The 26,509-nt window shown below is 63.8% G+C and carries 25 protein-coding genes; 14 read left to right on the forward strand and 11 right to left on the reverse strand.

Features of this window, described 5'->3' with window-relative positions; genetic code table 11:
* The 5 genes from ACK4OE_RS03300 to ACK4OE_RS03320 all read left to right on the forward strand — a co-directional run.
* The coding region (locus tag ACK4OE_RS03300; RefSeq protein ID WP_409882971.1) for an acyl-CoA dehydrogenase at positions 1–899 on the forward strand (899 nt) is incomplete at its 5' end.
* Positions 896–2,239 carry an FAD-dependent oxidoreductase gene (locus ACK4OE_RS03305; RefSeq protein WP_409882973.1) on the forward strand — a complete coding sequence of 448 codons (1,344 nt, stop codon included), beginning with the start codon at positions 896–898 and terminating at the stop codon, positions 2,237–2,239. The genes ACK4OE_RS03300 and ACK4OE_RS03305, both read left to right, overlap by 4 nt.
* A 131-nt stretch (positions 2,240–2,370) precedes the next feature.
* The gene (locus ACK4OE_RS03310) at positions 2,371–2,955 is read left to right on the forward strand and encodes a DUF3455 domain-containing protein (RefSeq protein ID WP_409882975.1); all 585 of its coding nucleotides are present in this window, start codon (positions 2,371–2,373) and stop codon (positions 2,953–2,955) included.
* A 99-nt stretch (positions 2,956–3,054) separates the two neighbouring features.
* On the forward strand, positions 3,055–3,621 hold the full coding sequence (locus ACK4OE_RS03315) for a sigma-70 family RNA polymerase sigma factor (RefSeq protein WP_409882977.1): 567 nt from the start codon (positions 3,055–3,057) through the stop codon (positions 3,619–3,621).
* Complete coding sequence (locus ACK4OE_RS03320) at positions 3,618–4,385, forward strand: anti-sigma factor domain-containing protein (protein ID WP_409882979.1); 768 nt, start codon at positions 3,618–3,620, stop codon at positions 4,383–4,385. Before ACK4OE_RS03315 ends, ACK4OE_RS03320 begins: the two co-directional genes overlap by 4 nt.
* Before the next feature lie 22 nt (positions 4,386–4,407).
* Here the strand turns inward: ACK4OE_RS03320 and cynS are convergent, their stop codons facing one another.
* From cynS to ACK4OE_RS03350, 6 genes are all read right to left on the reverse strand, one after another.
* Positions 4,408–4,851: a cyanase gene (gene cynS, locus ACK4OE_RS03325; protein WP_409882981.1), complete on the reverse strand. Its 444-nt coding sequence runs from the start codon at positions 4,849–4,851 to the stop codon at positions 4,408–4,410.
* A 109-nt stretch (positions 4,852–4,960) separates the two neighbouring features.
* Positions 4,961–5,830, reverse strand: coding sequence for an ABC transporter ATP-binding protein (locus ACK4OE_RS03330; protein ID WP_409882983.1), 870 nt, complete (start codon positions 5,828–5,830; stop codon positions 4,961–4,963).
* Complete coding sequence (gene ntrB, locus ACK4OE_RS03335; protein ID WP_409882985.1) at positions 5,820–6,689, reverse strand: nitrate ABC transporter permease; 870 nt, start codon at positions 6,687–6,689, stop codon at positions 5,820–5,822. Before ntrB ends, ACK4OE_RS03330 begins: the two co-directional genes overlap by 11 nt.
* A gap of 1 nt (position 6,690) precedes the next feature.
* Positions 6,691–8,097, reverse strand: a complete 1,407-nt coding sequence (locus ACK4OE_RS03340) for a CmpA/NrtA family ABC transporter substrate-binding protein (protein WP_409882987.1) — start codon at positions 8,095–8,097, stop codon at positions 6,691–6,693.
* Between the two features lie 146 nt (positions 8,098–8,243).
* Entirely contained in the window at positions 8,244–8,930 is a 687-nt protein-coding gene (locus tag ACK4OE_RS03345; protein ID WP_409882989.1) for a response regulator, read from the reverse strand.
* Positions 8,927–10,138: a PAS domain S-box protein gene (locus ACK4OE_RS03350; RefSeq protein WP_409882991.1), complete on the reverse strand. Its 1,212-nt coding sequence runs from the start codon at positions 10,136–10,138 to the stop codon at positions 8,927–8,929. Before ACK4OE_RS03350 ends, ACK4OE_RS03345 begins: the two co-directional genes overlap by 4 nt.
* 84 nt (positions 10,139–10,222) lie before the next feature.
* Here ACK4OE_RS03350 and ACK4OE_RS03355 point away from each other — a divergent pair, with 84 nt between their 5' ends.
* Complete coding sequence (locus tag ACK4OE_RS03355) at positions 10,223–11,086, forward strand: ABC transporter permease (RefSeq protein WP_409882993.1); 864 nt, start codon at positions 10,223–10,225, stop codon at positions 11,084–11,086.
* 23 nt (positions 11,087–11,109) lie between these two features.
* On the opposite strand, the gene ACK4OE_RS03360 is transcribed toward ACK4OE_RS03355, so the two are convergent.
* Positions 11,110–12,705: a GMC family oxidoreductase gene (locus ACK4OE_RS03360; protein WP_409882995.1), complete on the reverse strand. Its 1,596-nt coding sequence runs from the start codon at positions 12,703–12,705 to the stop codon at positions 11,110–11,112.
* 120 nt (positions 12,706–12,825) lie between these two features.
* On the opposite strand from ACK4OE_RS03360, the gene ACK4OE_RS03365 reads away from it, so the two are divergent.
* The gene (locus ACK4OE_RS03365) at positions 12,826–13,674 is read left to right on the forward strand and encodes a 3-hydroxybutyryl-CoA dehydrogenase (RefSeq protein ID WP_409882997.1); all 849 of its coding nucleotides are present in this window, start codon (positions 12,826–12,828) and stop codon (positions 13,672–13,674) included.
* A 203-nt stretch (positions 13,675–13,877) separates the two neighbouring features.
* Here the strand turns inward: ACK4OE_RS03365 and ACK4OE_RS03370 are convergent, their stop codons facing one another.
* Positions 13,878–14,942 carry an OmpA family protein gene (locus tag ACK4OE_RS03370; RefSeq protein WP_409882999.1) on the reverse strand — a complete coding sequence of 355 codons (1,065 nt, stop codon included), beginning with the start codon at positions 14,940–14,942 and terminating at the stop codon, positions 13,878–13,880.
* 199 nt (positions 14,943–15,141) lie between these two features.
* Here ACK4OE_RS03370 and ACK4OE_RS03375 point away from each other — a divergent pair, with 199 nt between their 5' ends.
* From ACK4OE_RS03375 to ACK4OE_RS03405, 7 genes are all read left to right on the forward strand, one after another.
* The gene (locus ACK4OE_RS03375) at positions 15,142–15,969 is read left to right on the forward strand and encodes a crotonase/enoyl-CoA hydratase family protein (protein WP_409883001.1); all 828 of its coding nucleotides are present in this window, start codon (positions 15,142–15,144) and stop codon (positions 15,967–15,969) included.
* 265 nt (positions 15,970–16,234) lie between these two features.
* Positions 16,235–16,696, forward strand: coding sequence for a MarR family winged helix-turn-helix transcriptional regulator (locus ACK4OE_RS03380; protein WP_409883003.1), 462 nt, complete (start codon positions 16,235–16,237; stop codon positions 16,694–16,696).
* An 84-nt stretch (positions 16,697–16,780) separates the two neighbouring features.
* Complete coding sequence (locus tag ACK4OE_RS03385) at positions 16,781–17,197, forward strand: organic hydroperoxide resistance protein (RefSeq protein ID WP_409883005.1); 417 nt, start codon at positions 16,781–16,783, stop codon at positions 17,195–17,197.
* An 85-nt stretch (positions 17,198–17,282) separates the two neighbouring features.
* The gene (locus ACK4OE_RS03390; protein WP_409883007.1) at positions 17,283–18,377 is read left to right on the forward strand and encodes a DUF2855 family protein; all 1,095 of its coding nucleotides are present in this window, start codon (positions 17,283–17,285) and stop codon (positions 18,375–18,377) included.
* A 45-nt stretch (positions 18,378–18,422) separates the two neighbouring features.
* Positions 18,423–19,523 carry a serine/threonine protein kinase gene (locus tag ACK4OE_RS03395; protein WP_409883009.1) on the forward strand — a complete coding sequence of 367 codons (1,101 nt, stop codon included), beginning with the start codon at positions 18,423–18,425 and terminating at the stop codon, positions 19,521–19,523.
* A 327-nt stretch (positions 19,524–19,850) separates the two neighbouring features.
* Positions 19,851–20,099, forward strand: a complete 249-nt coding sequence (locus tag ACK4OE_RS03400) for a hypothetical protein (RefSeq protein ID WP_409883011.1) — start codon at positions 19,851–19,853, stop codon at positions 20,097–20,099.
* Positions 20,100–20,282: 183 nt separating this feature from the next.
* Positions 20,283–21,011 carry a response regulator transcription factor gene (locus ACK4OE_RS03405; RefSeq protein ID WP_409883014.1) on the forward strand — a complete coding sequence of 243 codons (729 nt, stop codon included), beginning with the start codon at positions 20,283–20,285 and terminating at the stop codon, positions 21,009–21,011.
* 179 nt (positions 21,012–21,190) lie between these two features.
* On the opposite strand, the gene ACK4OE_RS03410 is transcribed toward ACK4OE_RS03405, so the two are convergent.
* The 3 genes from ACK4OE_RS03410 to ACK4OE_RS03420 all read right to left on the reverse strand — a co-directional run bounded on the left by ACK4OE_RS03410 (position 21,191) and on the right by ACK4OE_RS03420 (position 26,036).
* A complete protein-coding gene (locus ACK4OE_RS03410; RefSeq protein ID WP_409883016.1) occupies positions 21,191–21,808 on the reverse strand; it encodes an exosortase H-associated membrane protein in 618 nt (205 codons plus the stop codon).
* A gap of 25 nt (positions 21,809–21,833) precedes the next feature.
* Positions 21,834–22,457, reverse strand: coding sequence for an exosortase H (gene xrtH, locus ACK4OE_RS03415; protein WP_409883019.1), 624 nt, complete (start codon positions 22,455–22,457; stop codon positions 21,834–21,836).
* Positions 22,458–22,643: 186 nt separating this feature from the next.
* Positions 22,644–26,036 carry an IPTL-CTERM sorting domain-containing protein gene (locus ACK4OE_RS03420; RefSeq protein WP_409883021.1) on the reverse strand — a complete coding sequence of 1,131 codons (3,393 nt, stop codon included), beginning with the start codon at positions 26,034–26,036 and terminating at the stop codon, positions 22,644–22,646.
* Positions 26,037–26,509 lie beyond the last annotated feature (473 nt).

Below are 26,509 nucleotides of genomic sequence, written 5' to 3' on the forward strand. Positions count from 1 at the left end.
GCGGCGCCACCGGCTTCATGATGTGGTGCCAGGCGGTGTGCGGGCTGTACCTGCAGCAGTCGGGCAACCCCGCGCTGGTGGGCGATGTGCTGCAGCGCCACGCCAGCGGCGAGGGCATGGGGGGCACTGCGCTGTCCAACCCCATGAAAAGCTACGCGCAGATCGAAAGCCTGTTGCTCAAGGCCACGCCGGTGGAGGGCGGTTACCTTGTCAACGGCACCCTGCCCTGGGTCAGCAACCTGGGGCCCGACCACTACTGCGGCGCGATTGCGGCGGTGGTGGATGCGGATGGCGGCACCAGCCAGCGCGAGGTGATGTTCCTGCTGCGCTGCGATGCCCCTGGCGTGGAGATGCGCGAATGCCCCAGCTTCTCCGCCATGGAGGGCACGGGCACCTACGCGCTGCGGCTCAAGGACCACTTCATCGGCACGGCCGACACCATGGCCGACCCTACCCGCCCTTTCATTGCCCGCATCCGCGCTGCGTTTGTGATGCTGCAATGTGGCATGGCGGTGGGCATCACCCAGGGCGCCATCGACTCGATGTGGGCGGTGGAGGCCCAACTGGGCCACGTCAACCAGTTCCTGGAAGACCGCCCCGATGCCCTGCAGGCCGAGCTGGATGCACTGACTGCACGCGTCATGCAACTGGCCCAGACGCCTTTCGACACAAGCACTGATTTCTTCATTGATGTGCTGGACGCCCGCGCCCACGGCGCGGAGCTGTGCCTGCGCGCCGCCCAGTCGGCCCTGATGCACCAGGGTGCGCGCGGCTACCTCATGAGCTCGGACGTGCAGCGGCGCGTGCGCGAGTCGCACTTTGTGGCCATCGTCACGCCCGCCATCAAACACCTGCGCAAGGAGATCGCCCGGCTCAGCACCGAGGAGATGCCTGCATGACGCCCACTGCCCCCACGCCCACCCACACGCCCTTTGCCACCTCCGAATTTGCGTTGAGCACAACGTCACAGGCGTTGTGCGATGCGTTCGCCAATGGGACCGACGGGGCCGATGGACTCTCTGCGGCGCCCTGGCAAAGCTACATCTGCAACGCCTGCGGCTACATCTACAACGAGGCGGACGGCGACCCCGATGGCGGCCTGCCGCCCGGCACACGGCTGGCGGACATCCCCGACGACTGGGCCTGCCCCCTGTGCGGGGTGACCAAGGCCGATTTTTCTCTGTATGAAGCCCCCACGCTGGAAGCGCTGCGGGCGCAAGCCAGCGCATCACCCCCCTCCATCCGCCCGCGTGGCGAGCCGGGCGTGGTGATCGTCGGCGCGGGCCGCGCAGGCTGGCAACTGGCCGAAACCCTGCGCCAGCACAGTGCCACACTGCCCATCACCCTGGTCACCGCCTGCGCGGGCGACCGGTACGACAAACCCTTGCTGTCGGTGGCCATGGCGCGCCAACTGGACCCGCACGCACTAGTTTCCGAAACCGGCCGCAATGCCGCGCAGCGCCTGGGCGTCACCCTGCTGGCACATACCCATGCCGTGCGCATCTGCGCCGACACGCGCCAGCTGCGCACCACCCGGGGCACGCTGCGCTACGGCCACCTGGTGCTGGCCCACGGTGCGCAGGCCGCCTTGCCTCCGGGCTTACCCGCCAGCCTGTGCTGGCGCATCAACCACCTGGACGCCTACCAGCGCCTGCGCCAGCACCTGGGCGACCAGCCCAAGGACGTGCTCATCATCGGCGCGGGCCTGATCGGCAGCGAACTGGCCAACGACCTGGCGCTGGGCGGCCATCGCATCACGCTGCTGGACACTGCCACTGAGCCGCTGGCGCGCTGGCAGAGCCAGCAGGCAGGGCCGCAGTTGCTAGACGCCTGGAAGGACCTGTCCATCCGCTTTGAGGGTGGCCTGCAGGTGCAGCAGGTGGAACGCGTGGGGTCGCGCTACCGCGTCAGCACCACCAGCGGGCAGCGTTTTGCAGCGGACGAAGTGGTGGTGGCAACAGGCCTCGTGCCACCGCACCGCCTGGCGCAGAGTGCAGGGCTTGATTGGGCGAATGGCATTGCGGTGCGTGCAGACACGCTGCAGACCAGCGTGCCCGGCATCCATGCGCTGGGCGACTGCATCAGCATCGGCGGTCAATGCAGCAGGTACATCGAGCCCATTGCGCGGCAGGCGCGCACCCTGGCTGCGGCGGTGCTGGGCTTGGAGGCGAGTCCCTATGAAAGCCGGGGCGCCGTGGTGCGGGTGAAAACCACCACCCGGCCGCTGACGCTGCATTGATCGCACCCCGGCAAGGGGGGCGGCGAAATATTTTTTGCATCGACTGCATCCAAATGGCGTTTTCGTGGGTAGTACCTACAGCAGCGGATCTTGCTGCTGTTCTTTCAACCCAACCGAAGAAGAGAAACGCCATGAACAAGACCCAACCTACCCTCTCCCGCCTGATCCCCCTGACCGGCGCCATTGCCGCTGCCGTGCTGCTGAGCGCCTGTGGTTCGATGTCGTCATCGTCCTCCAGTGCCAAGCCCATGTTCTCGCAAGATAGCCTGCCCGACACCATCAAGGTGCCTGCAGGCAACAAGGTCGCGATGGAAACCGTGGGCGTGGGCGAGATCACGTATGAATGTCGCGACAAGGCCAACATGCCTGGCCAGACCGAATGGGTGTTTGTGGGCCCCAAGGCCGTGCTGAATGACCGCAGCGGCAAACCAGTGGGCACCTACTACGGCCCACCCGCCACCTGGGAGTCGAGCGACGGTTCCAAGCTGACGGCCACCCAGCTGGCCGTGGCACCCTCGGGCACGGGCAACCTGCCCTACCAGCTCGTCAAGGCCAACCCCGCCATGGGCATGGGTGCGATGACGGGTGTCACGTACATCCAGCGCGTGGCACTCAAGGGTGGCGTGGCGCCGGCATCGGCCTGCGCGCCGGCCAACAAGGGCGAGCGCCAGATCGTCAAGTACCAGGCCGACTACATCTTCTGGAAGGCGGCGTAAGCACCACGGCAATCCCCTGCAGCGCGGGGGATTGCACAGAGGCGGCAGGAGGTTCTCGGCTACGATGCGCCGACGTTTTAGCCGAGCCCACTGCAACCTGTGCCTGATACCCCTGGCGATTTTGACTACGAAGCAACCCTCGTTGCCTGCGCCGAGGGCGACAGGAGCGCCATGCGCCGCCTGTATGAACAAGAGGGAGCTCGCCTGCTGGGCGTAGCGCTGCGCATCGTGCGCCAGCGGGCGCTGGCCGAAGACATAGTGCACGACGCTTGTGTGAACATCTGGACCCGAGCGGCCAGTTTTGACGCCAGCCGGGGCAGTGCCCGCGGCTGGATCTACAGCGTGGTCCGCAACCTGGCCCTGAACGCCGTGCGCGACGCTGGCCGCCACGTTGATGTGGACGAAACCACCACCCAAGCCCTGGAGGCCGACATGTCTGTGCAGGCCTACCGCGAGGTGGAAGAAACCTTTGAACTCAACGCCAGCCTGGGCCGCCTTCAGCATTGCCTGAAGGGACTGGACCCGGCGCGGCGCAACTGTGTGCTGCACGCCTATGTCGATGGCTGCTCGCACGGCGAAATCGCCGAGCGCCTGGGAGCGCCCCTGGGCACGGTCAAGGCCTGGATACGGCGTAGCCTGGTGTCGCTCCGGGAGTGCATGGCATGAACCCGCACACGCAACCCACACCGTCGTCGCCCGAGGACCTTCAGGTGCTGGCCGGTGAATATGTGCTGGGCACCTTGCCCGCTGCGACGCGAGACACAGTCACGCAGCGCCTGACCACGGATACCGCGCTGCAGCAGGCCGTGGCGGATTGGGAGGCGCGGTTGCTGCCACTGGCGCAGCTGGCCGACCCCGTTGTACCGCCTGCAGCTCTTTGGGCGCGCATTGACCAATCGCTGCAAGCCGCGAGTGCACCATTGGTATCTGCGCCCTCTGCACAACAGAGAAGCCGAGATGCTCGCGCACCCTTGGGCGAACGCTGGTGGAACCACCTGGGCCTGTGGCGCGGCCTGGCCGGATCTGGGTTTGCCATGGCTGCTGTGCTGGCGGCGGTGCTCGTTACCCGCACCGCGCCTGTGGCTGCGCCGCCGAAGTTCATGGTGGTGCTGGTGGCGCCGCAGGACAAGGCACCCGGCTGGGTGGTGCAGGCCAGCTCGCCCCAGCAGATCAGCCTGATCCCGCTGGGTGTGATGGAAGTACCTGCCGACAAGGCGCTGGAGTTCTGGACCAAAGCTGATGACTGGAGCGGCCCCGTGTCGCTGGGCCTCGTCAAGCCAGGGCAGCCGCTGCAGATCCCGCTGAACAAGCTGCCACCCCTGCAGCCGAATCAGCTGTTTGAGCTGACACTGGAACCCCCCACCGGTTCGCCGATTGGCAAACCCACGGGGCCGATCCAGTTCATCGGCCGGGCCGTCAAAGTGCTTTGACGAACACGGCCTCAGCCGTATTTCAATACTGCTTGTAGGGCAGGAACTTGCCGGAGAGCACCACGTTCACGCGGTCGCCCTTGGGGTCGGCTTCGCGTGTGATGTCCATGCTGAAGTCGATGGCGCTCATGATGCCGTCGCCGAACTCCTCGTGGATCAGCTCTTTGATGGTAGTGCCGTACACGCTCACGATTTCATACCAGCGGTAGATCAGCGGGTCGGTGGGCACAGGCGTGGGCAGCGAGCCCTTGTAAGGCACGACCTGCAGCCACTTCTGCTCTTCGGCCGTGAGGCCGAATATCTTGCCCAGCACCTTGGCCTGCTCGGGCGATGCGGTCATCTGGCCCAGGCACAAGGCGGTGGTCCACTCCTTGGACTGGCCGACCTTCTTGGCAATGGCATCCCACTGCAGGCCCTTGGCGACCTTGGTGCTGATGATCTTTTCGGTGACGTCGTTGCGGTTCATGGTGATGGCTCCTTGAGGTGGGTAGTTGAAACAGCAGGCAGAAAATTCGGGCTGCAGCTCTCCCTGCCACCCGCACGGGCAGCAAGGCAAGGCGTGTCGCAGAACGGAATCAGTGGGCTTTTGCCCGGGTGACGAGAAAGTCCACGATGTGGTTGCGCAGCGCGTAGTAGCCGTCCAGGTGGTGCAGGCTGGTGCGCGTGCGTTCGCGTGGCAGCGGGTTCACCACCACCTCGGCGATGCCGCCGGGGCGATAGCCTTCAGACGTCTCGTTGCCATTGCTCATGAGCAAGATGCGGTCGGCCAGCAGGATGGCTTCGTCCACGTCGTGCGTGATCATGAACACGGTCTGCTGCGTCTGGCGCACGATGGTCATCAGCTCGTCCTGGATGGTGCCGCGCGTGAGGGCATCGAGCGCGCCAAACGGTTCATCGAGCAGCAGCATCTTGGGCTGGATGGAGAAGGCCCGGGCAATGCCCACGCGCTGCTTCATACCGCCTGACAGCTGCGAGGGCTTCTTGTCGATGGCGGGACTCAGGCCCACCAGCGCCACAAACTTTTCGACATGCGCGGTGACCTGCGCAGCCTTCCACTCCGGCCAGCGCGATTTGACGGCAAAGGCGATGTTCTGGCGCACGGTGAGCCAGGGCATGAGTGCATGGCTCTGGAACACCACGCCGCGGTCCAGGCTGGGGCCAGAGACCTCGCGCCCATCCATGATGACGTTGCCCGAGGTAGCGGTATCAAGCCCCGCCAGCACGTTGAGGATGGTGGTCTTGCCGCAGCCAGAGTGGCCGATGATGCAGACGAACTCACCCTTGTCGAGCGCAAACGACACATCGGCAAACACCGGCTTGGTGGGGACGTAGGCTTTGCTGAGCCGTTCAATCTGAAGAAAACCGTTCACAGCAGAAGCCTTTCGTTGCGGCGCGCCGCTTGCATGAGGGGCAGCGGATGCGCGATGGGTCACGTCACTCCACATAGGTCACTGCCTTCTGAAGTTGGCCAAAGGCCAGGTCCAGCAGCATGCCGACCACGCCGATGACCAGGATGGCGAAGATCACGTTGGTGAGCGACAGGTTGTTCCACTCGTTCCAAACGAAGTAGCCAATGCCGGTGCCGCCCACCAGCATCTCGGCGGCCACGATCACCAGCCAGGCGATGCCCATGCTGATGCGCATGCCCGTGAGGATGGTGGGCGCCGCAGCCGGCAGGATCACCAGGAAAGCCTTGCGCAGCGGGTTGACCTGCAGCGTCGCCGACACATTGAGCCACTCGCGCTTGACCGAGGCCACGCCGAATGCCGTATTCACCAGCATGGGCCACACCGAGCAGATGAAGATCACAAAGATGCCCGAGATCGACGAGTCCTTGATGGTGTAGAGCGCCAATGGCATCCACGCCAGCGGGCTGATGGGCTTGAGCACCTGTATGAAGGGGTCGAACGCGCGACGCAGCAAGGGCGACATGCCGATGATGAAACCCAGAGGTATCGCCACCAGGCAGGCCAGGCCAAAGCCCAGCGCCACACGCCCCAGCGAGTGCGCCAACTGGATGGCAATGCCCTTGTCGTTGGGCCCGTTGTCATAGAACGGGTTCGAGAGGTGCCCCCACATCGTGGATCCCATCTCGGCCAGCGATGGGAAGCCGCTGCCCTTGGCGCTGGCGCCAGGGTCTTTGCCCATCATCTTGGCGTACTCGATCTGCTCGGCAGTCATACCCGCCGTGCTGTTGACCGGCCCCGACGACGCCGTGGCGATGTACCAGATGCCCAGCAGGGCCAGGAAGATGAGCACGGACAACAGCCCCGCGCGCAAGTTGAGGTTCTTGGTCGAGCCCATCTCACGCTACCTTGCGAATGGGGAAGCTCTTCGCATACTCGGCCGCCTTGGCCGCATCGAACTCGCGCCCCATGATCTTGAACTTGGGGTACGCGCCCTCGGGCACCTTCTGGTCCAACGCCTTCATCTGCTTTTTCGCATCGGTGATGAGGAAGACCTTTTCAGCGATCTGCTTGTAGTCCACGTCGCCCTTGATATAGCCCCAGCGCTGCATCTGCGTGAGCATCCATACGGCCATGCTCTGCCACGGCATGGGGTCGAAGTCCGCGCGGTCGGGTACGTTCTGGATCTTGCCCAGGCCGTCGGCGAATTTGCCGGTGAGCACCTGGTTGAGCACCGCCTCGGGCTGGTTCAGATAGGCCTGGGGCGCAATGACCTTGGCAATCAGCTCGCGGTTGGCCGGGTCGCGCGCCATGGCGGCCGAGGTGAGCACCGCGCGGTACAGCGCAGCAAAGGTGTTGGGGTTCTTCTGGATGAACTCGGTGCTGGTGCCAAAGGCGCAGCAGGGGTGGCCGTTCCACAGGTCTTTGGTCAGCAGGTGGATGAAACCGACTTCCTCGAATACAGCGCGCTGGTTGAACGGGTCGGGGCCCAGGAACCCGTCAATGTTGCCCGCGCGCAAGTTGGCCACCATCTCGGCTGGGGGCACCACACGCAGCTGCACGTCGGTGTCGGGGTTCAGGCCCGCTTCTGCCAGGTAGTAGCGCAGCAAGAAGTTGTGCATGCTGTACTCGAAGGGAATCGCGAACTTGAAACCCTTCCAGTTCTTGGGGTCGCGGTTGTCCTTGTGCTTCAACGCCAGCGTGATGGCTTGGCCATTGGTGTTCTGAATGGTGGCCACGTTCATGGGCACGGAGTTGGAGCCCAGGCCCATTGAGATCGCCAGCGGCATGGGCGACAGGAAGTGCGTGGCGTCGTACTCCTTGTTGATCATCTTGTCGCGAATCAGCGCCCAGCCCGCCGTCTTGGTCACCTCCACATTCAGGCCCTGCTTGCTGTAGAAACCCAGCGGGTGGGCCATGATCAGCGGGGTGGCGCAGGTGATCGGGATGAAGCCGATCTTGAGGTTGGTCTTCTCCAGCGCGCCTTGCTTCTCTTGCGCCATGGCCTGCATGCTGGCCACGGGTAGCACGCTGGCAATGGCCGCCATGGCCGTGCTCTTGCCCACCGCCTTGATGAAGCGGCGGCGCACCGCATCTTGCGGGAAGATGGCCTTGACCAAAGTAGCCTCGATGAATTCGTTGCTATAGGCCTCGAACTGGCTGGTGAGGCTGCGCGCGCGCAGCGTGGCAGCGGCTTCCTGCGATGACAGTTCAGCCTGGTGGTCGGCGGCAGTGTGGTCGCGGCCGCAGCTGCACTTGAGCATCAACGGGCGGTCGGCATCAAAAGGCGAGAAGAATTCGGACATGGCACACCTCCAGGAAATTGGTGCCATGCAATACGCAAAGCGCGGGCCAGTTCGCGCGTGATGGTGGTGAGGCTTGCTATTTAGTGGGGCTGGCATCTACAGCGTGTAGGGCCAGCACTACAAAAAAGCCCCTGCCACAGCAAAAGTCAGCCTTCTGGCGCCCCCCGGGCCAGCAGGGCGAGTTCGACATCGTTGCGGGCGCCGGTTTTTTCGAGGATGCGCGCGCGGTAGGTGCTGACGGTATTGGGCGCGAGCTTGAGTTGCGCACCAATTTCGCTCACGCTTTGACCAGCCGTCAGCAGGCGAAACACCTGGTGCTCTCGATAGGAGAGCGCGTCTACCCCGGCGGGCAGGCCCGCGCTGGCGGCACGCACCACGCCGGTGCGCTCTACCGCGCCGGCCAGTGCCAAAGCGGTTGCTTCGGTCAAATACCGCCCGCCGGACGCCGCCTTGCGCACGGCCGCCACCATGTCGTCGGGGTCGGCGCTTTTGTGAAGGTAGCCCGCCGCACCCATCTGGATGCAGCGCACGGCGTACTGCCGTTCTGGGTAGGTACTGAGCATGAGAACGGGCAAGGCAGGCCAAGCCTTGCGCAGCGCCTGCAGGACCTCCAGGCCGTCCATGCCGGGCATGGCAATGTCGAGCAGCACCAGGTCCAGCCCTTGCGCGCCCGCGAGTGCGGCGACCTGCTCCAGCACCTCGGCGCCCTGTGTGGCCTCCGACACCACCGCAATGTCGGGCAATCCGTTGGCCGGGTCACCCAACACCTGCTTGAGACCCTCGCGCACGATGCGGTGGTCATCCCCAATCAACACACGGACCACAGAATTCATGACAACTCCAGCGGAATCAACAACTGCAGGCACGAGCCTTTGCCTGGCTCGCTGTTGATGCGCAGCTGCCCACCCAGCTGGCGCGCCCGCTCTCGCATGCCCATCACACCATAGGCGGTGGGTGCCTCCAGCGCATCGCGGGTGGCACCCACGCCGTCGTCCTGCACCCGCAACTGCAGCGTGTCATCGTGCAAGTCGATCGCAATGTCGATTGAGGTAGCCTGGGCGTGGCGGCCGACATTGCTCAGCATCTCCTGAAAAATCCTAAACACAGCAATGGCTGCGGGCTCGGGCAGGTGCAAGGCCTCGGGCACGTTCATTTGCCAGGTCAGTTCCAGCTCTGCAGACTGCACGAACTCCTGCGCCTGCCATTCCAGTGCAGCCCACAGGCCCTGATGGTCCAGGATGCTGGGGCGCAGGTCGGTGATGATGCGGCCCACGTTGTCCACCGCGGTTTCGATCAGGCGGCTCATGTTCTGGCATTTGCAGCGCATCTGCATGCGCATGTCGCCCGCGGCCTCGGGCGTGCGCTCGCCCTGCTCGCCCAGGCGCTTGTGCAACCAGTTCACATCCATCTTCAGCGCTACCAGCAGGCTGCCCAGCTCGTCATGCACTTCACGGGCGATGCGCGTGCGCTCGTCCTCTCGCACCTGCTCCGAGTAGGCCGACAGCTCACGCAATTGCACCAGCGCCTGTGACAGCTCCTGCGTGCGCGCCGCCACACGGCGCTCCAGTTCGTCGTTGGCAAGCGCCAGCTCATCGTGCGCCCGCTGGAGCTCGTCGGCAGCGCGCCTGCGGCTGGTGATATCCAGAAAGGCGATGACGGCACCATGCACCTGCTCGCCTTCCAGGATGGGATGGCTTGAATACTCTACGGCAAACGATGAGCCATCACGCCGCCAGAAGACTTCGGTGTCCACCCGGCACGGCAGCCCGTTGCGAAAGGCGTTGAAGATCGGGCAATCGCTGTCGGCGTAGGGGCTGCCGTCTGGATGCGAGTGGTGGGTCAGTGCGTGCATGTTGCGCCCCATCACCTCCTCGGCCGCAAAGCCCAGCATTTGCGCCCCCGCGCGGTTGATGAAGACGCAGTTGCCCGCCAAGTCAATACCAAACACGCCTTCGCCCGTGGAATCCAGCAGCAGCCCGAGCCGGTTCTGCCAAAGCGCACTGGCGCCCGCCGGAAGATTGAGCACGTGAGAAGTCGTCATGCAACACCCCGCAAGCAATGGCCGTGCCCACGGCGCCTGCAACGCAGTGCCAAAGCGCACATGCGAACGCAGCACAATAGCCCCATGCAAACTGTTCCCAACCCTTCGGCGGATGCAGCCGATGCCACAACGATGCCTACCAACCCCTCGGTATGGCGTACCCCCAGCCTGTCGACGCGGTGCTGGCCGGTTTTCATGCGCAACCTGCTGGTATGGCGCAAGTTGGCCATTCCCAGCCTGGTGGGCAACATTGCCGAGCCCCTGATGTGGCTGGTGGCCTTTGGTTACGGCATGGGTGCGCTGGTGGGGCAGGTCAACGTGGCAACGGCGGAGGGGTACACCAAGGTGCCCTACATCCTCTTCCTGGCCAGCGGCTCCATCTGCATGAGCGCCATGAACGCTGCGAGCTTCGAGGCGCTGTACTCGGCCTTTTCGCGCATGCACGTGCAAAAGACCTGGGACGGGATCATGAACGCGCCCATCAGCCTGGACGACGTGGTGCTGGCCGAGATGCTGTGGGCCGCATTCAAGGCCGTGTTCACCGTCACCGCCATCCTTGGGGTCATGCTGGCGCTCGGCATCAGCCACAGTCCCAAGCTGCTACTGGCCTGGCCAGTGCTGGTGTTCGTGGGCATCATGTTCTCCAGCATTGCGTTGATCTTCAACGCGCTGGCCAAGGGCTACGACTTCTTTACCTACTACTTCACGCTGGTGCTCACGCCGATGATGTTCCTGTCAGGCGTTTTCTTCCCGCGCGAGCAGCTGCCGCCCATCGTGCGCGCCATCTCTGACTGGCTCCCGCTGACCAATGCGGTCGAGCTGGTGCGGCCTTTGTTCATGGACCAGTGGCCCTCCCACCCCTGGCGCCATGGCCTGGTATTGGTAGTGACCACGGTGGTGGCGTTCTGGGTGGCGCTGGCACTCACGCGCAAGCGCTTTCGGGCCTGACCAGGCGCCCTGCCGACACGTTGTCAGACACGCGCCTCGGCACGCAGCAGGTCCACCGCTTTTTCCGCAATCATCACCGTGGGCGCGTTGGTGTTCCCGCTCACAATGCGCGGCATGACGGATGCGTCCACCACACGCAATCCCGAGACGCCGCGCACGCGCAGCTGTGCATCCACTACGTCCATCGGCCCGGGCCCCATGCGGCAAGTGCCCACGGGGTGGTAGATGGTGTCTGCGTACTGACGGATGAATTGCTCAATCTGCGCATCGCTGCGTGCATTGCCCGATGCCGCTAGCTCCTTGGCGCCAAATTGCGCCAACGCAGGCTGTGCCAGGATTTCGCGGGTGCGCTTGAAGCCGCGCACCATGCGCTGCATGTCATCCGGGTCGGCAAGGAACTGTGGGTCTACCAGCGGCAGCGCCATGGGGTCGCTGCTGGCCAGTGACACCGTGCCCCGGCTCTTGGGCTGCAGCAGGCACACGTGGGCCGAGTAGCCGTGGCCGAACACCGTCTTTCGTCCATGATCCACCAGCTTGCCGATCACAAAATGCAGCTGCAAGTCGGGCGCGGGTTCCGATGGGTCACTCTTGATAAAGCCACCCGCCTCCGCAAAGTTGGTGGTCAGCATGCCGTTGCGGCTCTTGCGCCATTCGAGCACTCCGCGCACCGTCTGCGCCATGCCAGATAGTGACAGGCCAAACAGGTCGGTGAGTTGGGGCGCGTTCATCACCTGCACCACGTCGGGATGGTCATGCAGATGTGCGCCCACGCCCGGCAGATCGTGCAGCACCCCAATGCCATGTCTCTGCAACTGGGCGCCGGGGCCGATACCCGACAGCATCAGCAGCTGCGGCGAGAGCAGCGCACCCGCACTCAGCAAGACCTCACGACGGGCCTTCACCTGGTGCAGTGCTCCACCATGACGGTATTCCACCCCCACAGCGCGCTTGCCGTCAAACAGGATGCGCGTGGCGCGTGCGCCGGTGATGATCTGGAGGTTAGACCGCCCCAGATGGGGGGTGAGGTAACCCTTGGCGGCGCTGTGGCGCTCGCCATTCTTGTGGGTGACCTGGTACAGGCCCACGCCCTCTTGCGTGGCGCCGTTGAAGTCTGTGTTGTGAGGATGCCCGGCCTGCACACCGGCGTCGGTGAAGTGCCTGCTGAAGCGGTTGGGCGCGCGCAGGTCTGCCACATTGAAGGGCCCGCCCTGGCCGTGCCAGGCATCTGCGCCGCGCTCGTTGTTCTCTGCGCGCAGGAAGTAGGGCTTCACATCGTTCCAGCCCCAACCCGGGTTGCCTTGCGCGGCCCAATGGTCGTAGTCGGCATGCTGACCACGGACGTAAACCATGGCGTTGATCGAGCTGGAGCCCCCGAGCACCTTGCCACGCGGCTGGTAGCCTTGGCGGTTGTTGAGCGCGGCTTGCGGGGTGGTGTTGAAGCCCCAGCCATTGAGTTCGAACTTGGCCATCACGGCCAGCCCGGCGGGACAATGGATAAGTACGCTCTTGTCGGCGGGCCCCGCCTCCAGCAGGCAGACGCGCACGGCGGGGTCTTCGGTCAGTCGGCCTGCGAGCACCGAGCCCGCTGATCCGCCACCAATCACGATGTAGTCGAACATGGTTGTTTTGTCTCCAGCGCCCGTCTAGTTTTGAGCGGGCTGGCGCCACGATAACCGAACGGGCGTGCTTTTCGTCTTACCATCTGGCCCATCCGTTTCACTTTGAAGAAGGCTCTCTATATGACGATTCAGACCGTTGGCATCATCGGCGCGGGCACCATGGGCAACGGCATTGCGCAGGCTTGCGCGGTGTCAGGCATCAACGTGGTGATGGTGGATATCTCTGACGCGGCTGTGCAAAAAGGCCTGGCCACCGTGGCTGGCAGCTTGGACCGCCTGATCAAAAAAGAGAAGATCAGCGCTGCCGACAAGGACGCCGCCTTGTCGCGCATCAAGACGTCCACCAGCTACGATGACCTGAAGGCCGCGCAGCTCGTGATCGAGGCCGCCACTGAAAACTACGAGCTCAAGCTCAAGATACTGAAGCAGGTCGATGCCGTGGTGGCCCCCGAAGTCATCGTGGCGTCCAACACCTCGTCGATCTCCATCACCAAGCTGGCCGCCGCCACCAGCCGCGCGGACCGCTTCATCGGCATGCACTTCTTCAACCCCGTGCCCATGATGGCGCTGGTGGAGATCATCCGCGGCCTGCAGACCAGCAACGCCACGCACGACGCCGTGAAGGCGTTGGCCGAAGCCCTGGGCAAGAGCCCCATCACCGTGAAGAACGCGCCTGGCTTTGTGGTCAACCGCATCCTGGTGCCCATGATCAACGAGGCCTTCTTCGTGCTGGCCGAAGGCCTGGCCACGCCCGAGGACATCGACGCGGGCATGAAGCTGGGCTGCAACCAGCCCATCGGCCCGCTGGCGCTGGCGGACATGATTGGCCTGGATGTGTGCCTGGCTGTGATGGACGTGTACCTCACCGAGTTTGGCGACAGCAAGTACCGCCCCTGCCCGCTGCTCAAGGAAATGGTCGCCGCCGGTCGTCTGGGGCGCAAAACAGGCCAGGGCGTTTACAGCTACTGACAGGTTTGCCGTTGGCAAGACGGCACCAGCGACAACGAAACGACCACTATCGCGCAGGTTGAGCCGCAGTCGAAGGACTGCGGCTTGCGTTTAGCGCATCAGAGAAAACGCAGCGTCGCGGCTAATGCTAGACGCCGTGTCGCAGGCAACACGTGCAGTGCGAAAGAGGCAGTACCGATGCCCGAAACGCTTGTGAGCCACAGTCACTGGGGCACCAGCTCTACCCGCCTGTTTTTGGCACGGCCTTCTTCAGCGCTGTTGCTGGCCACGGGGGCCAGGTCTGCCACCCCAAACGCAGACAGCCGGTTGGCGGCCACACCGTAGTTACTGGCCAACGCTGCGGTGACCGCTTCGGCGCGGCGCTTTGACAAGGCGATGTTGGACTCCAGCGCGCCCTGGTTGTCTGTGTGTCCCACCACGCGCAGCTTCAGGCTGGTGTCGCTTTGCAGCAGCTTGGCGATCTCTTGCAGCGCAGGTTTCGATTCGGCCTTGAGATCGGCTTTGGCGGTGTCAAACAAAATTCCATAGAGCGCAACGCGCCCCGTGTTGGCAATGGCTTTGGACATGTCGGATGCGCTCACGCTCACCATGTCTTGCTTGAGGTTGCCCACGTCCACCACGTCCAGCGCCACATAGGCGCCACGTTGTGCTTTGTAGGTGACGTTGGGCTTGTCCCACTGCACGGTCACCAAGTGAACATACGTGAGCTGCCCCTGCCGCTCGCGTTGGGCAGACAACGTGTGGATGCCGCTCATGGCTGCGCCGGTGAACACAAACTGGCTGCGGCTGGTTGCCAGCGGCGCCTTGTTGAAACCAAACGCATTCAGATAGCCATTCCACTTGCCCAACTGGGTGTCTTTGGTGGAGTCATACAGCAGGGTGAAACCCTCGGCCGTGAGCTCGGCCGCATAGTTGCGAAACACCTCCACGCTGCTGGTCGCGCCCGGTGCCTCGTACCAGATACGGGTGCGTTTGCCTTCGGCCACCACCGGCGGGGTAGTGAATTCGCGCTTGCCCGTCGACAGGTTGAATTTGACGAAGCTGCTGGTCGGGATGTCGACTGAATCAAACTGCTTGACGTCATAGGCCACGATGCTGGAGCCCGCATACCGCTTGATGGATGGGTGGTCTTTGGCGCCTGGCATGTCCTGCGCCAAGGCCAGTCCGCACAGCAGACCGAGCCCCAGCCCCCGCACGACACTGAATGTTCTGCGCGCCGCTGCGCTGCGGCCAAGAAGGCGAGGGATGTGCGATGTGTGGTGGGCCATTTTGTCGATTCCTCTGAATTCCTCTGGGTCGGGGCGCGCCTATTGTGATGCTTGTCGTTTGCCGCGCCTACGCGGCAGTGGCACAAACCCACAGGGAACCTACGCCGCGGGGCGTCATTGGCACGGCGCGCAATGTCACGCGAGGGACGGTGCGCACGTCCCAATGGGTTTTGAATGGTGGGCCCATAGGAGACACACCATGCCCACCATCGCGTCCAACACCCCCACGTCCCCACCACCCGAGGGCTGCATTGACACCCTGGTGCTCGGCCATGTTTTGCTGATCGGCATCAACCGCCCGGCCAAGCGCAATGGCTGGACGCCGCCCATGTTCCGCCAACTGGCCGAGGCCTACACCCGCCTCGATGACGACCCCGAACTGCGCGTGGGCGTGCTGCATGCCATGGGTGACCATTTCACGGCCGGGCTGGACCTGCCTGCCGTCAGTGCCTACATGCAGCGCGGCGAGAAGGCCATCCCGGAAGGCATGGTGGAGCCGCACGACTACGGCCTGCCCGGCTACCGGCGCCGCACCAAGCCGATGGTGGTGGCCGTCAAAGGCATCTGCTTCACGGTGGGTATCGAGCTGATGCTTGGTGCCGACATCGTGGTGGCGGCCGACAACTGCCGCTTTTCGCAGATGGAGGTGCAGCGCGGCATCATGGCCACGGGCGGCGCCACGCTGCGCATGGCAGAGCGGGCAGGCACCGGCAATGCGCTGTTGCACCTGCTGACCGCCGATGAGTTCGGCAGCGCCGAGGCGTATCGCCTGAACTTTGTGCAAAAGGTGGTGCCTGCAGGCCAGGAACTGGACGAGGCCTTGGCCATCGCCCAGCGCATCGCCGCCCAGGCGCCGCGGGCCGTGGTGGCCACACGCCTCAACGTGCTCAAGGCCATCGAACAGGGGCAGGCGGCGGCGGTGGCGGAGTTCATCCCGGTGCAGAAGCAATTAGCCAACAGCGAGGATGCAGCCGAAGGCGTGCGTGCCTTTGTCGAGCGGCGGCCCGCGCAGTTCAGCGGGCGGTGATGGCGTAGCTGCTGGTTGCCGGACATATCGCAATATTTTGGTCAAATTGGCCTCTAGCGCTTATTCCATAAGCGCTACCAGCTTCACTATTGATAGCACGCTACTTCTGACAGCAGCAATGCCACTTTCCCAGGCCTGCGTGCACGTCGCCCGCGGATAGCACCAACGGCGCCATGCCGCCCACATCCGGAGCCAATTCCACCCAATAACAAAGTTTTTCACAATTAAATTGCACGCAATTTAATTTAGCATCACAATCCACCCCATGCCCAGCCACAGCACGCCCCACACCCCCAGCCCTGCCGCCCTGCAGCTGGACAACCAGGTCTGCTTCGCGCTGTATTCCGCCTCGCTGGCCATGACCAAGCTCTACAAGCCACTGCTCGACACCATCGGCCTGACCTACCCGCAGTATTTGGTGATGCTGGTGCTGTGGGAGCAGGACGGCCTCACAGTGTCTGACCTGGGCGAGCGCCTGTTTCTGGACTCCGGCACGCTCACGCCGCTGCTCAAGCGCCTGGAGGTGCAGGGCCACATTGCCCGGCTGCGCGATGTGCAGGACGAGCGCCGGGTGCGCATCACCCTTACCGCCGATGGCCGGGCGATGCGCGACCGCGCCGAGGTCATCCCGCAGTGCGTGCTGCAAAGCAGCCAGTGCTCGTTGCCCGAACTGGCCGCGCTGACAGGCCAGCTCAAGAACCTGCGCGACAAGCTCAACCCGCGTTGAACCGCACTACGCCTCAACGTTTTTACCCAGTTACCCATTCCCTCCACCGTCCCGCCTAGCGGGCATCACTCAAAGGAAAACACCATGGCCTCGCTCGAAAAAGTTCTGTACACCGCCAATGCCCACACCACCGGTGGCCGCGACGGCGCATCGCGCACCGATGACGGCCGCCTGGACGTCAAGCTGTCCTCGCCCGGCACGGCCGGCACCGGCACCAACCCCGAGCAGCTGTTTGCCGCTGGCTACTCTGCCTGCTTCATCGGCGCGATGAAGGCTGTGGCCGGCATGCAAAAGATCGCACTGCCAGATGATTTGTCCATCGACGCCAGCGTGGACCTGGGCAAGGTCGGCCAGGGCTACGGTATTGCCGCCCGCCTGAACGTCAGCCTGCCCGGCATGGACCGCACCGCCGCCCAGGCGCTGGTGGACGCAGCCCACCAGGTCTGCCCTTACTCCAACGCCACGCGCGGCAACATCGACGTGACCATCACGCTGGTGTAAACAACAAGCCGACAGGGCTTCTGCCCTGTCACCAAAGCGGCCCGCCTGTGTTGAACCGGCGGGCCGTTTCGTTTAGCGTGGCGCCATGAGCACCACCACCCTTCTCGTTCGCCAGGACCAGCTGGCCACCACCCGGCTGTTGACCACCGACGACACTCCCCTTGCCGAGGGACAGATCCGCGTGCGGGTCGAGCAGTTTGCGCTGACCACCAACAACATCACCTACGCCGCCCTGGGCGACATGCTGAACTACTGGCAATTCTTCCCCACCAACGAGCTCGGCTGGGGCATCGTGCCCGTGTGGGGGTTTGGCACCGTGACGCAGTCCCTGCACCCGGCCGTCGCTGTGGGCGAAAGGCTGTACGGCTACTGGCCCATGGGCAGCCAGGCCGTGCTGTCGCCCCAGCGCGTCAACCCCACGGGGTTCAGTGACGGCGCCGCCCATCGCGCGGGGCTGCACGCTGTGTACAACCACTACCTGCGCACCAGCACCGACGGGCTGTACCGCAGCGACAACGAAGACGTGCAGGCGCTACTGCGGCCCCTGTTCATCACCTCGTGGCTCATCGACGACTTTCTGGCGGACCAGCAGTTCTTTGGCGCAAAACGCATGCTGCTGTCCAGCGCATCGAGCAAAACAGCCTACGGCACCGCGTTCCAGCTCGCGCAGCGGGACGGCATTGAAGTCATCGGCCTCACCTCGCCCGGCAACGTGGCGTTTTGCGAAAGCCTGGGCTGCTACGACCGCGTGGTCACCTACGACATGCTGGACCAGATCGACGGCGCCCCGCCCAGCGTCTACATCGACTTTGCGGGCAGCATGGGCCTGCGCCAGCGCATCCATGCCCACTTCACCGGCCTGGCCTACAGCTGCTCGGTGGGCGCCAGCCACGTGCAGGACCTGGGGGGCGCGGGCCAGTTGCCCGGCCCGCGCCCGGTGATGTTTTTTGCGCCCGCACAGGTGAAGAAACGGCATGCGGACTGGGGTGCCCAGGGGCTGAATGACCGCCTGGTGGCAGCCTGGAACCAGTTCAGCGCCGCCGTGGCAGCGCCACCCCAGCCTTGGCTGGTGGTGCAACACCACGCAGGGCCCGAGGCCACGCAGGCGCTGTTTGCCGCGGTATTGGCAGGCAACAGCGACCCGCGCGCAGGCCACATCGCCACGATGCAGGCGGGCTGACGCCCGCAGCCCGGGCTGTGGCAAGGCGGGCAGCGACAATGGGGCATGACCGCACTGCCCTCCGACGACGCCGACCACAACTACAACATCGCCGCCCCTGCCAGCGCCAGCACTGCCGATACCGCCAACGACCAGCATCCCTACGCCCGCCTCACCCCCGACCACGTGCTGGACGCTCTGGCCAGCGTGGGGCTCTACGGCGATGGGCGCCTGATGGCACTGTCGTCGTACGAAAACCGGGTGTACCAGGTCACACTGGAAGACGGCGAACGCGTGGTGGCCAAGTTCTACCGCCCCGGCCGTTGGAGCGACGCGCAGATTCTGGAAGAACACGCGTTTGCCGCCGAGTTGATGGCCGCCGAGGTGCCCGCCGTGGGGCCGCTGGTGCTGAACGGCAGCACGCTGCACCAGCACGACGGTTTTGCGTTTTCCGTCAGCCCCTGGCGCGGCGGACGCCAGCCCGAGCTGGATGATTTTGAGGTGCTGGAATGGATCGGCCGCTTTCTGGCCCGCATCCACACCGTGGGTGCGGCCCAGCCATTTGTGCACCGGCCGCTGCTGGACCTGGCGACCTTTGGCACGGCATCGCGCGACTGGCTGCTCACGAACGAGATCATCCCGCTCGACATGCAGGCGGCTTGGAAGGAGCAGTGCGAAAAAGCTCTCGATTTAATAGCTACTAGCGCTTACCCATCAAGCGCTAGAGGCCAATTTGGCTTAAATAGTGCCACCGCCATCCGCCTGCACGGCGACTGCCACCCCGGCAACATCCTGTGGACCCCGCTTGACGAATGGGGCCGTGGCGGCCCGCACTTTGTCGACCTGGACGACGCGCGCATGGGCCCCGCCGTGCAGGACCTGTGGATGCTGCTGTCGGGCGACCGGCGCCAGCGCACGCACCAGTTGAGCGCCTTGGTCGACGGCTACGAGCAGTTCCGCAGCTTTGACCGCCGCGAGCTGGCGCTGATCGAGCCACTGCGCACGCTGCGCCTCATCCACTACAGCGCCTGGCTCGCGCGCCGCTGGCAAGACCCGATCTTCCCGGTGAACTTCCCGTGGTTTGGCACCAGCGACTACTGGCGCGGGCAGGTGGACATGCTGATTGAGCAGATCGAGGCAATGGAAGAAGAACCGTTGAGCATTTGAGCGCCTTTGAGCACACCAAAGCGAACTTCTATATAATCAGCGTTTCGATAAAGCCAAGTTTTCATAATGGCGCGCTATTTAGACCCCTTCCGGTCCGCGCTCCGCCGTTGATCATGTGGCCCTTGTGCCACTGGGCCAGACACTACCGACGTCTGGCCACCCGGGATTCGCTCCACGCTCTTGCGGATCCTGTCGGTGCTCTCCTGGATTTTTGAAACCTCCGAGCGAGGTTTGCGACCAGGATCGAATCACCCGGACAGCGCCCAGGCTGTTCTTACCGTTACCCCTTTTGACGATGCCGCAGCACCGCCTGCGGCCTGCTTTTCCATGACCTTGACCGAACCCAACACCATCGTTGGCAAATACCTGATTTCGCCCCTGACCCGCATGCTCGACGACGGCCAATACGCTGCTTCGGTATCGATCCGCTCGGGCACTGGCAGCGGCACACATGACCGCGTGATGCGCCTGGTGCCCCTGTTCTCCGACCACGCCACTGCAGCGCACTACGCCACCAGCGAAGGCATGCGCTGGGTGCAACACCGCCACACACCACAGGCGCACTGCGCGGCCTGATCCTGCGCGCATCCGGCAGTACCGAGGCCGTTTTCAAGTGCTGCGGAGCACGCCCGGCCCATTGCAAACGATTGTCAACCCACATGCACAGCGACCTGTTGTCGGGCAATATCAAAGCACTCCCCATTGGGGGGAGTTCCATTATTGATATCGAAGAGGCCTTGCGCCCCACGCCCCACCACCATGCGCATTGCAGTTCTTGATGACGATCCGATCCTGCTGGAGCTGATCAAAGGCACACTGGAACGCCATCACCATGTGTGCCACACCTACGCCGACGGCACGAGCTTGCTCAAAGACGTCCGGCACGACACGTTTGACCTGCTGATCGTGAACTGGCACCTGCCCGACATGGAAGGCTCCGACGTCGTGCAGACCGTGCGCCAGATGAGTGGCCTGCAGTTGCCCATTCTGTTCATCACCCGCCGCCAGGACGAGCGCGACGTGGTTGAAGCCCTGACACGCGGCGCCGATGATGTCATGACCAAACCACTGCGCATGGGCGAACTGGTAGCGCGCATGACCGCCTTGCTGCGGCGCGCATTCCCGGAAGCCATGGGCTCCCGGCTGGTGTTCGGCCCCTACTGCTTTGACGCAGACAAGCGCGAACTCTCCGTGCACGACCAGCCGGTGGAACTGAAAAACCGCGAGTACGAACTGGCCCTGTTCATGTTCCGCAACCCGGGGCGCCTTCTGTCGCGCGCACACCTGCGCGAAGTGGTCTGGGGCGACACCGTCGAAGCCCCGTCGCGATCGCTGGACACCCACGTATCGCGCTTGCGCACCAAGCTGGAACTGACAGACGCCAATGGCTACACCATCACGGCCATCTATGGCATGGGGTATCGGCTGGACCCAGTGGGTTCAGACAGTCCCGCGTCACACCGCGCGCCAGCAGAGGCTACGCACTAGCGCACTAGCGCACTAGCGCACTAGCGGCCTAGCGGCCTAGCGGCCTAGCGGCCTAGCGGACTGGAGCGTCAAATAGCGAAAACTGGGGCCAGCGAGAACAGTTTTTGCGGGTGAGAAACGGAAGATTGCGGCTAATTTGCGCCGAAGATTTCCACGTTCGACAGCCACCAGCACAACATTCAGGATGGCGGCAATGCGGGCGCCATGGACTCCTTCCAACCACGCACCAGAACGTCGTTCACAAAGCGGCGGTCCATCCACAGCCACAGCAAAATGGGCACCAAGGTCGGCAGCACCAGCGACCCGACCTGGTAGCCATACACGATGGCTTCCATCTGCCACTGCGCGATGCGCAACGTCCGCAGATTCAATTGCGCTGCCAGCATCATCTGCATGAGCGAATACATGGTGAGGCTCACGGCCTGAAACGGCAGCAGCAGTACATACCCCGCCATCGCCCGCCCGGACCGCCCTTTGCCCCGCGCGGCCAAGACCAGCGCCAGAAAAATGGGCAGCCCATAGGCGTAACGGGCAGGACTGGCTTCAATGGTGATCTCGCCGCGACGGCCCCCAGCTTCCGGCACAGGCACAGAGATGGCGGTGTCCACCTCCATGTTGCCGGGCGACAGGTGGACCTGCCGCACCCACATCGGGGAGCCCTGCTCCAGGGCCATGTGCGACAGCACGCCCACAGGATAGGACGTCCAAGCGGACACCTGCGACCACAAGGCCGTCAGGACCACGATCCACCCGAAGGCGGACAACACAAAAATCGTCAGTGCGGAAGGGCGGCGCATGGGCACTCCATTTTTCCAAGCCGCATCAGGCCGAGGGCCGCACGGGTGGCGACAGATCAAGCGACGCGCTCACCAACGGGCCTGCCGGAACCGCCCGGGGTGCGACAGGTTGCACCGGCGGCGTGGGTGGAGCGGGAGGATCATTGGACGGCGGCGGATCAGATCGCTCCTGCGCCTTGCTGCCTGCGCGCACCCACAGCAGCCAGACGACGAGCACATCCAGCATGATGAGCGCCTGCCACAGGAATTCGTGGGCAAAATTGAACACATCCGTATTCCACTGCCCCAGGTAGAAGAGGCTGATCACGCGCACCACGTTCAGCGCCTGCACCGCCACAAAACCTGCCACCAGCCCAACCAGCTTGTGCCGCCATGTCGAAGGGAACGCGAGCACAGCCGCAAAGAGCACGATGCACGCCTCGATGCCATTGCAGCCGGGTTCTATCGACACGCCAAATCCGGTCACCGTGTTCCAGAGCACCTTGCCCGCAGCGGCTGCCGTTGAATCGAATAGCGTGACCAGCGCCACGCAGATGCGGGCCAGCAAGGCTGTCCAGGGCAGCACCAGATGCTGCTGCACCACACTCAGCATGTTGATGCCGAATAGTGTGAGCTGTAGAACCACGAAGGTTAGAAAAAAACGCAGCATGGGGAGGTGGTTTGGTGGAACGGCAAAGTGCCCGAACCTTTGTCCTCTCAAAGGACACGCAACGGATGGGCGAAGCCTGCATTATCGACAAACAGAAAAGCCAGCACGCCCTGAAACGCGCTGGCTCTGTGAGGCAAAGGGCAGTGGCAAGCCTCCAAGCCAGAGGCGCCACTGCGCTGCAGCAAGCTATCGGCGGCGTGTCACCACCGAATGCCTCCATGCCATCAGGCCCAGCAACACAGAAAGGATGATGAGCCCCCACTCAGACAATGTGGGAATGCTGCTGACCCCGCCAGGCGGATTCGACACCGTGGTCGAAGCGTCGTCCGTGTTGTTGGCTGGATTGGTGTCGCCCGGAGCATCGAGTGAGGCGGAGTTCACCAAGGGACGCGCCCCGGTGTACGGCGACGACAGGGTGGTGCTGATCGTGAACGTGCGCGATGCACCCACGGCGAGCGAACCGATGGCACAGCGCACTGTGCCAGCTGTATTCACACAACCCGCAGCGGATGCAAAGTTCACACCGGCAGGCAGAACATCCACCACCTGCGCACCGTCGCTCGCCAGCGGTCCGTTGTTGGTGACGACCAAGGTGTAGTCCAACGTGGCACCAGGTGCAATGGGGCCCGCAGGGGCCGACTTCGTCAACGCCAGGTCGGTGGCCACCGTAAAGCGGCGCGCCGTGGTGTCATGCGTGACCACATTGTTGGCCAGGGTGGACTCGGTTTCATCCACGGTCACGCTGGCGCGGTTGAAAGCGGTACCGCTGGTGGCTCCGGCCACGGTCAAGGTTTCGGCGTTCATCACATAGGTCACCGTGGCGGTCTGACCGCTGTTGAGGCCCGGGAACACGCAGCGCAATGTGCCGCTGGTGGCACCAATGGCGGGCTCGGTACACACCCCGCCAGCGTTCACCGTCAGCGCACCCTGGTAGCTGAAGGTCGCAGTGGGCGAGGATCCTGGTGCAGGAAAGACGTCCGTCATCACTACATTCGTGCCGTACGACGGACCACTGTTGTTGACGGTGATGGTGTACGTCGTGGGCTGCCCCAGGTTGACCGGATCTGCGCTGTCCACCTTGTTCACCAGAATATCCAACTGGGCTGCCGTGACTGGCGTGGTGGTTGTGGCGGAGTTGTTGGTGAGGTCCGACTCTGCCGTTGCGGTCGTGGCCGCAATGCTGTTGACCACATTGCTGCCAGCCGCCGTGCCCAATGGGCGCATGCGGTAATTGACAGTCTGTTGCACGGTGCTTGCGATGCTTGCCCAGGTGCAGGTCAGGGTACCGCCCACGGTACCGGCCGCGATGGGCGTACACGTTCCACCGCCACTCACCGAAACCAGGTCGATGAACGCCGCGTTGGCAGGCAAGGTGTCGACCATCTGCACCGTCTGTGCGGTCGAAGGGCCCGCGTTGCGAATCGTGGCCACAAAGGTGATCGGAGCACCTGCCTGCACGGTGGCGGGCGTGGCTGTCTTGGCGGCGGTCACATCCACAATGGCATTGACCTGGCTGGTCACGCTGCCGCTGTTGTTGGTCTGATCAGGGTCGCCAATGTCGTTGGACCGCACCGATGCGGTGTTGGTGCGCGGGCCCGTCGCGGCGATGCTGGGGCGAACCACGACCGTCACTGTGGCTTGAGATCCCGAGGTCAGTGTCCCCAAGGCACAGTTCAAGCTCTGACTGACTCCGTTGGTCGCGACGTTGGGCGTGCAAGTGCCTTGTGAAGCAGCAGCCGACTGGAATCCACCGACATTCACCAAGCTCGCCAGCGTATCGGACACGACCACGTTCGTAGCGTTGGCAGGGCCCAAGTTTTCGACCGTGATCACGTAGGTCAGGTTTTCGCCTGCCACTACGGGGTTGGGTGCCGCCGTTTTGGAAACGACGCGCAGATCAGCCTGGGTGGCGGATGCGGTCACCGTCACACCCGCACAGTCGTTGCCACCGTTTCCGTCCACACGCCCGCCGCCGCCCAGCGCCACGCAGGCGTTGTTGGTGACCGCACTGGCCCCAGTGACTACGGCTGACACCTGCACAACAGGTGCATTTGTATTGACCGACAATCCGTCCGCCCTGTTGCAACTCCACACTCCGGGGCCCACCAAGGGCAGCGCTCCACAAGTCCATCCGGTCGCGCTGACCACGCTATTCAAAGTCACCCCCGCAGGCACTTGATCGCTCACAGTGATAGTTTGCCCAACAGGCACCGCAAGAGGTCCCGTGTTGCGAGCGGTCAACGAGTAGCTGAATGCCTGGTTGGGCACCACGGGGTTCAAGCTGGCGGTCTTGGTCAGCTGCATGTCCGAGTCATTGCTGGATGTCACGTCAACCGAGGACGTATTGTTACCCAGTGCAGGGTCTAGCAGTGGCGTGCTGATGCTCGCCGTGTTACTCAACACCCCCGTCGCAGTGGCCGTTGCCGTCACGGTAATGACTGGCATGTTGCTGAAGTTGGCGCCGGTGTATTCGGTACGCACGCAGGTGATGGTGGCGTCACAGGCCCAACCTGTACCTGCAGCAGAAACATACGTCAGACCGGCACCCAGGGTATCAGTCACCGTGACTTGCTGGCCGACGAGAGACTGGCCACCATTGAGGCGCGGTGTGAGGGTGTACACCACGTTGCCTCCTTGCGCAACGTTCGCACTGGCACGCGTTTTGGTGATACTCACATCGGCACCGGCGGCCGACGTCACGTCCGCAGTCGCCGTGTTGTTGCTCAGATCACCATCGGGCATGGCCGATGTGTCGGGCTTGATACCGGCAATGGAAAACGCAGCCGTCACAGTACCATTCACATTGGAGGCCGCCGGCACAGTCAATATGGACGTGGTCGCCCCGTTCGCCAGCGTTCCCGCGCGGGTGCAATTGACCGATCCACTGCTCAATGGGTAGCCAGTCGCGGGCGTGCACACCCATCCAGTACCCGAGGGTGCCGCGGTGATCGACGCCCCCACCGGCACGGTGAAGGAAATGCGCTGGCTGCCATCAGCCGCATCCGGGCCATTGTTGCTTGCCTGAAGCGCATAGGAGTAAGCCTGACCCGCCGCTACATTGGCGAGCGACGGCGTGGCGGTCAAGGCCAGATCAGCGGCCTGGGTGGCAGTGGTGTCCTGAATGCTGTTGACGTTGTTGCTGGTATTCGGGTCCGTGGTGGCACTGCCAGCCGTGGCCGTGTTGGTCCACACTCCTGCTGAAGGCAGGCGCACGCGAATGGTCACTGTCTGGTTCGCGTTGAAGGGGATGTCCCCCAGCGCGCAGTTGACGGTTCCACCAGCCGGAGGGTTACACGTCCCTGCCGTGGTATTCACATCAATGAACGTCGAGCCCACCGGAAGCGTATCTGCCAACGTAACACCCACCGCGCCATTCGGGCCGTTGTTGTCCACACGCAGCGTGTACGTGAAAATGCCGCCCGCTGGGCCGGGGTCAGGAGAATCGGAATGGTTGACCACGAGGTCTGCCGACTGCGCAAACGCAGCCCCGGCAAAAAGCCCGCCCGCCAACAACAACCAGCGAAACCGGCGGACAGCGCTGACTACCCGTGGGGTGGGCGCACCTGCTTCGCACGCCACACTCCCCATCCCGGAAGCGCTTGCATCACTGTGCGTCCGCTGCGCCGGCATCCTCGTGGGAAGCCCGCGCAATAGCCATCGCGCTACATGGTCAAACATAGATTTCTCCTGATGTGAACTGCTGAAAATTTCAGCCACGCCGCAACCTCACCAGCCCCCTTTTCGGGGTGGCAAAAAGTTCGGTGCGAGGGGGATACGAAGACGCGCCCTGACCACGGCGGCTGAATGCAAGGCGTGAATCTATCGGCCTAGTGGGCGCAGTGCGCGCCGGGCCACAATCGTTAACTTTTGAAAGGGATGTGGTGTGTTCTTTGCGCCACGCAGCGGCCTAAACTTCGGCGCATGTCCGCGCGGAGTACCTCAGCGATCGCCGGTAGCAACGCATGTCTTTGATGTGCTGCCGCAGTGGCATGCGCTGGACGCCTGATGAGTGCCGCATGATTTACGGGCGCCTCTTTCACCACCGCCTGCGG

This window comes from Acidovorax sp., from assembly GCF_046314175.1.
GTDB lineage: Bacteria > Pseudomonadota > Gammaproteobacteria > Burkholderiales > Burkholderiaceae_C > Acidovorax.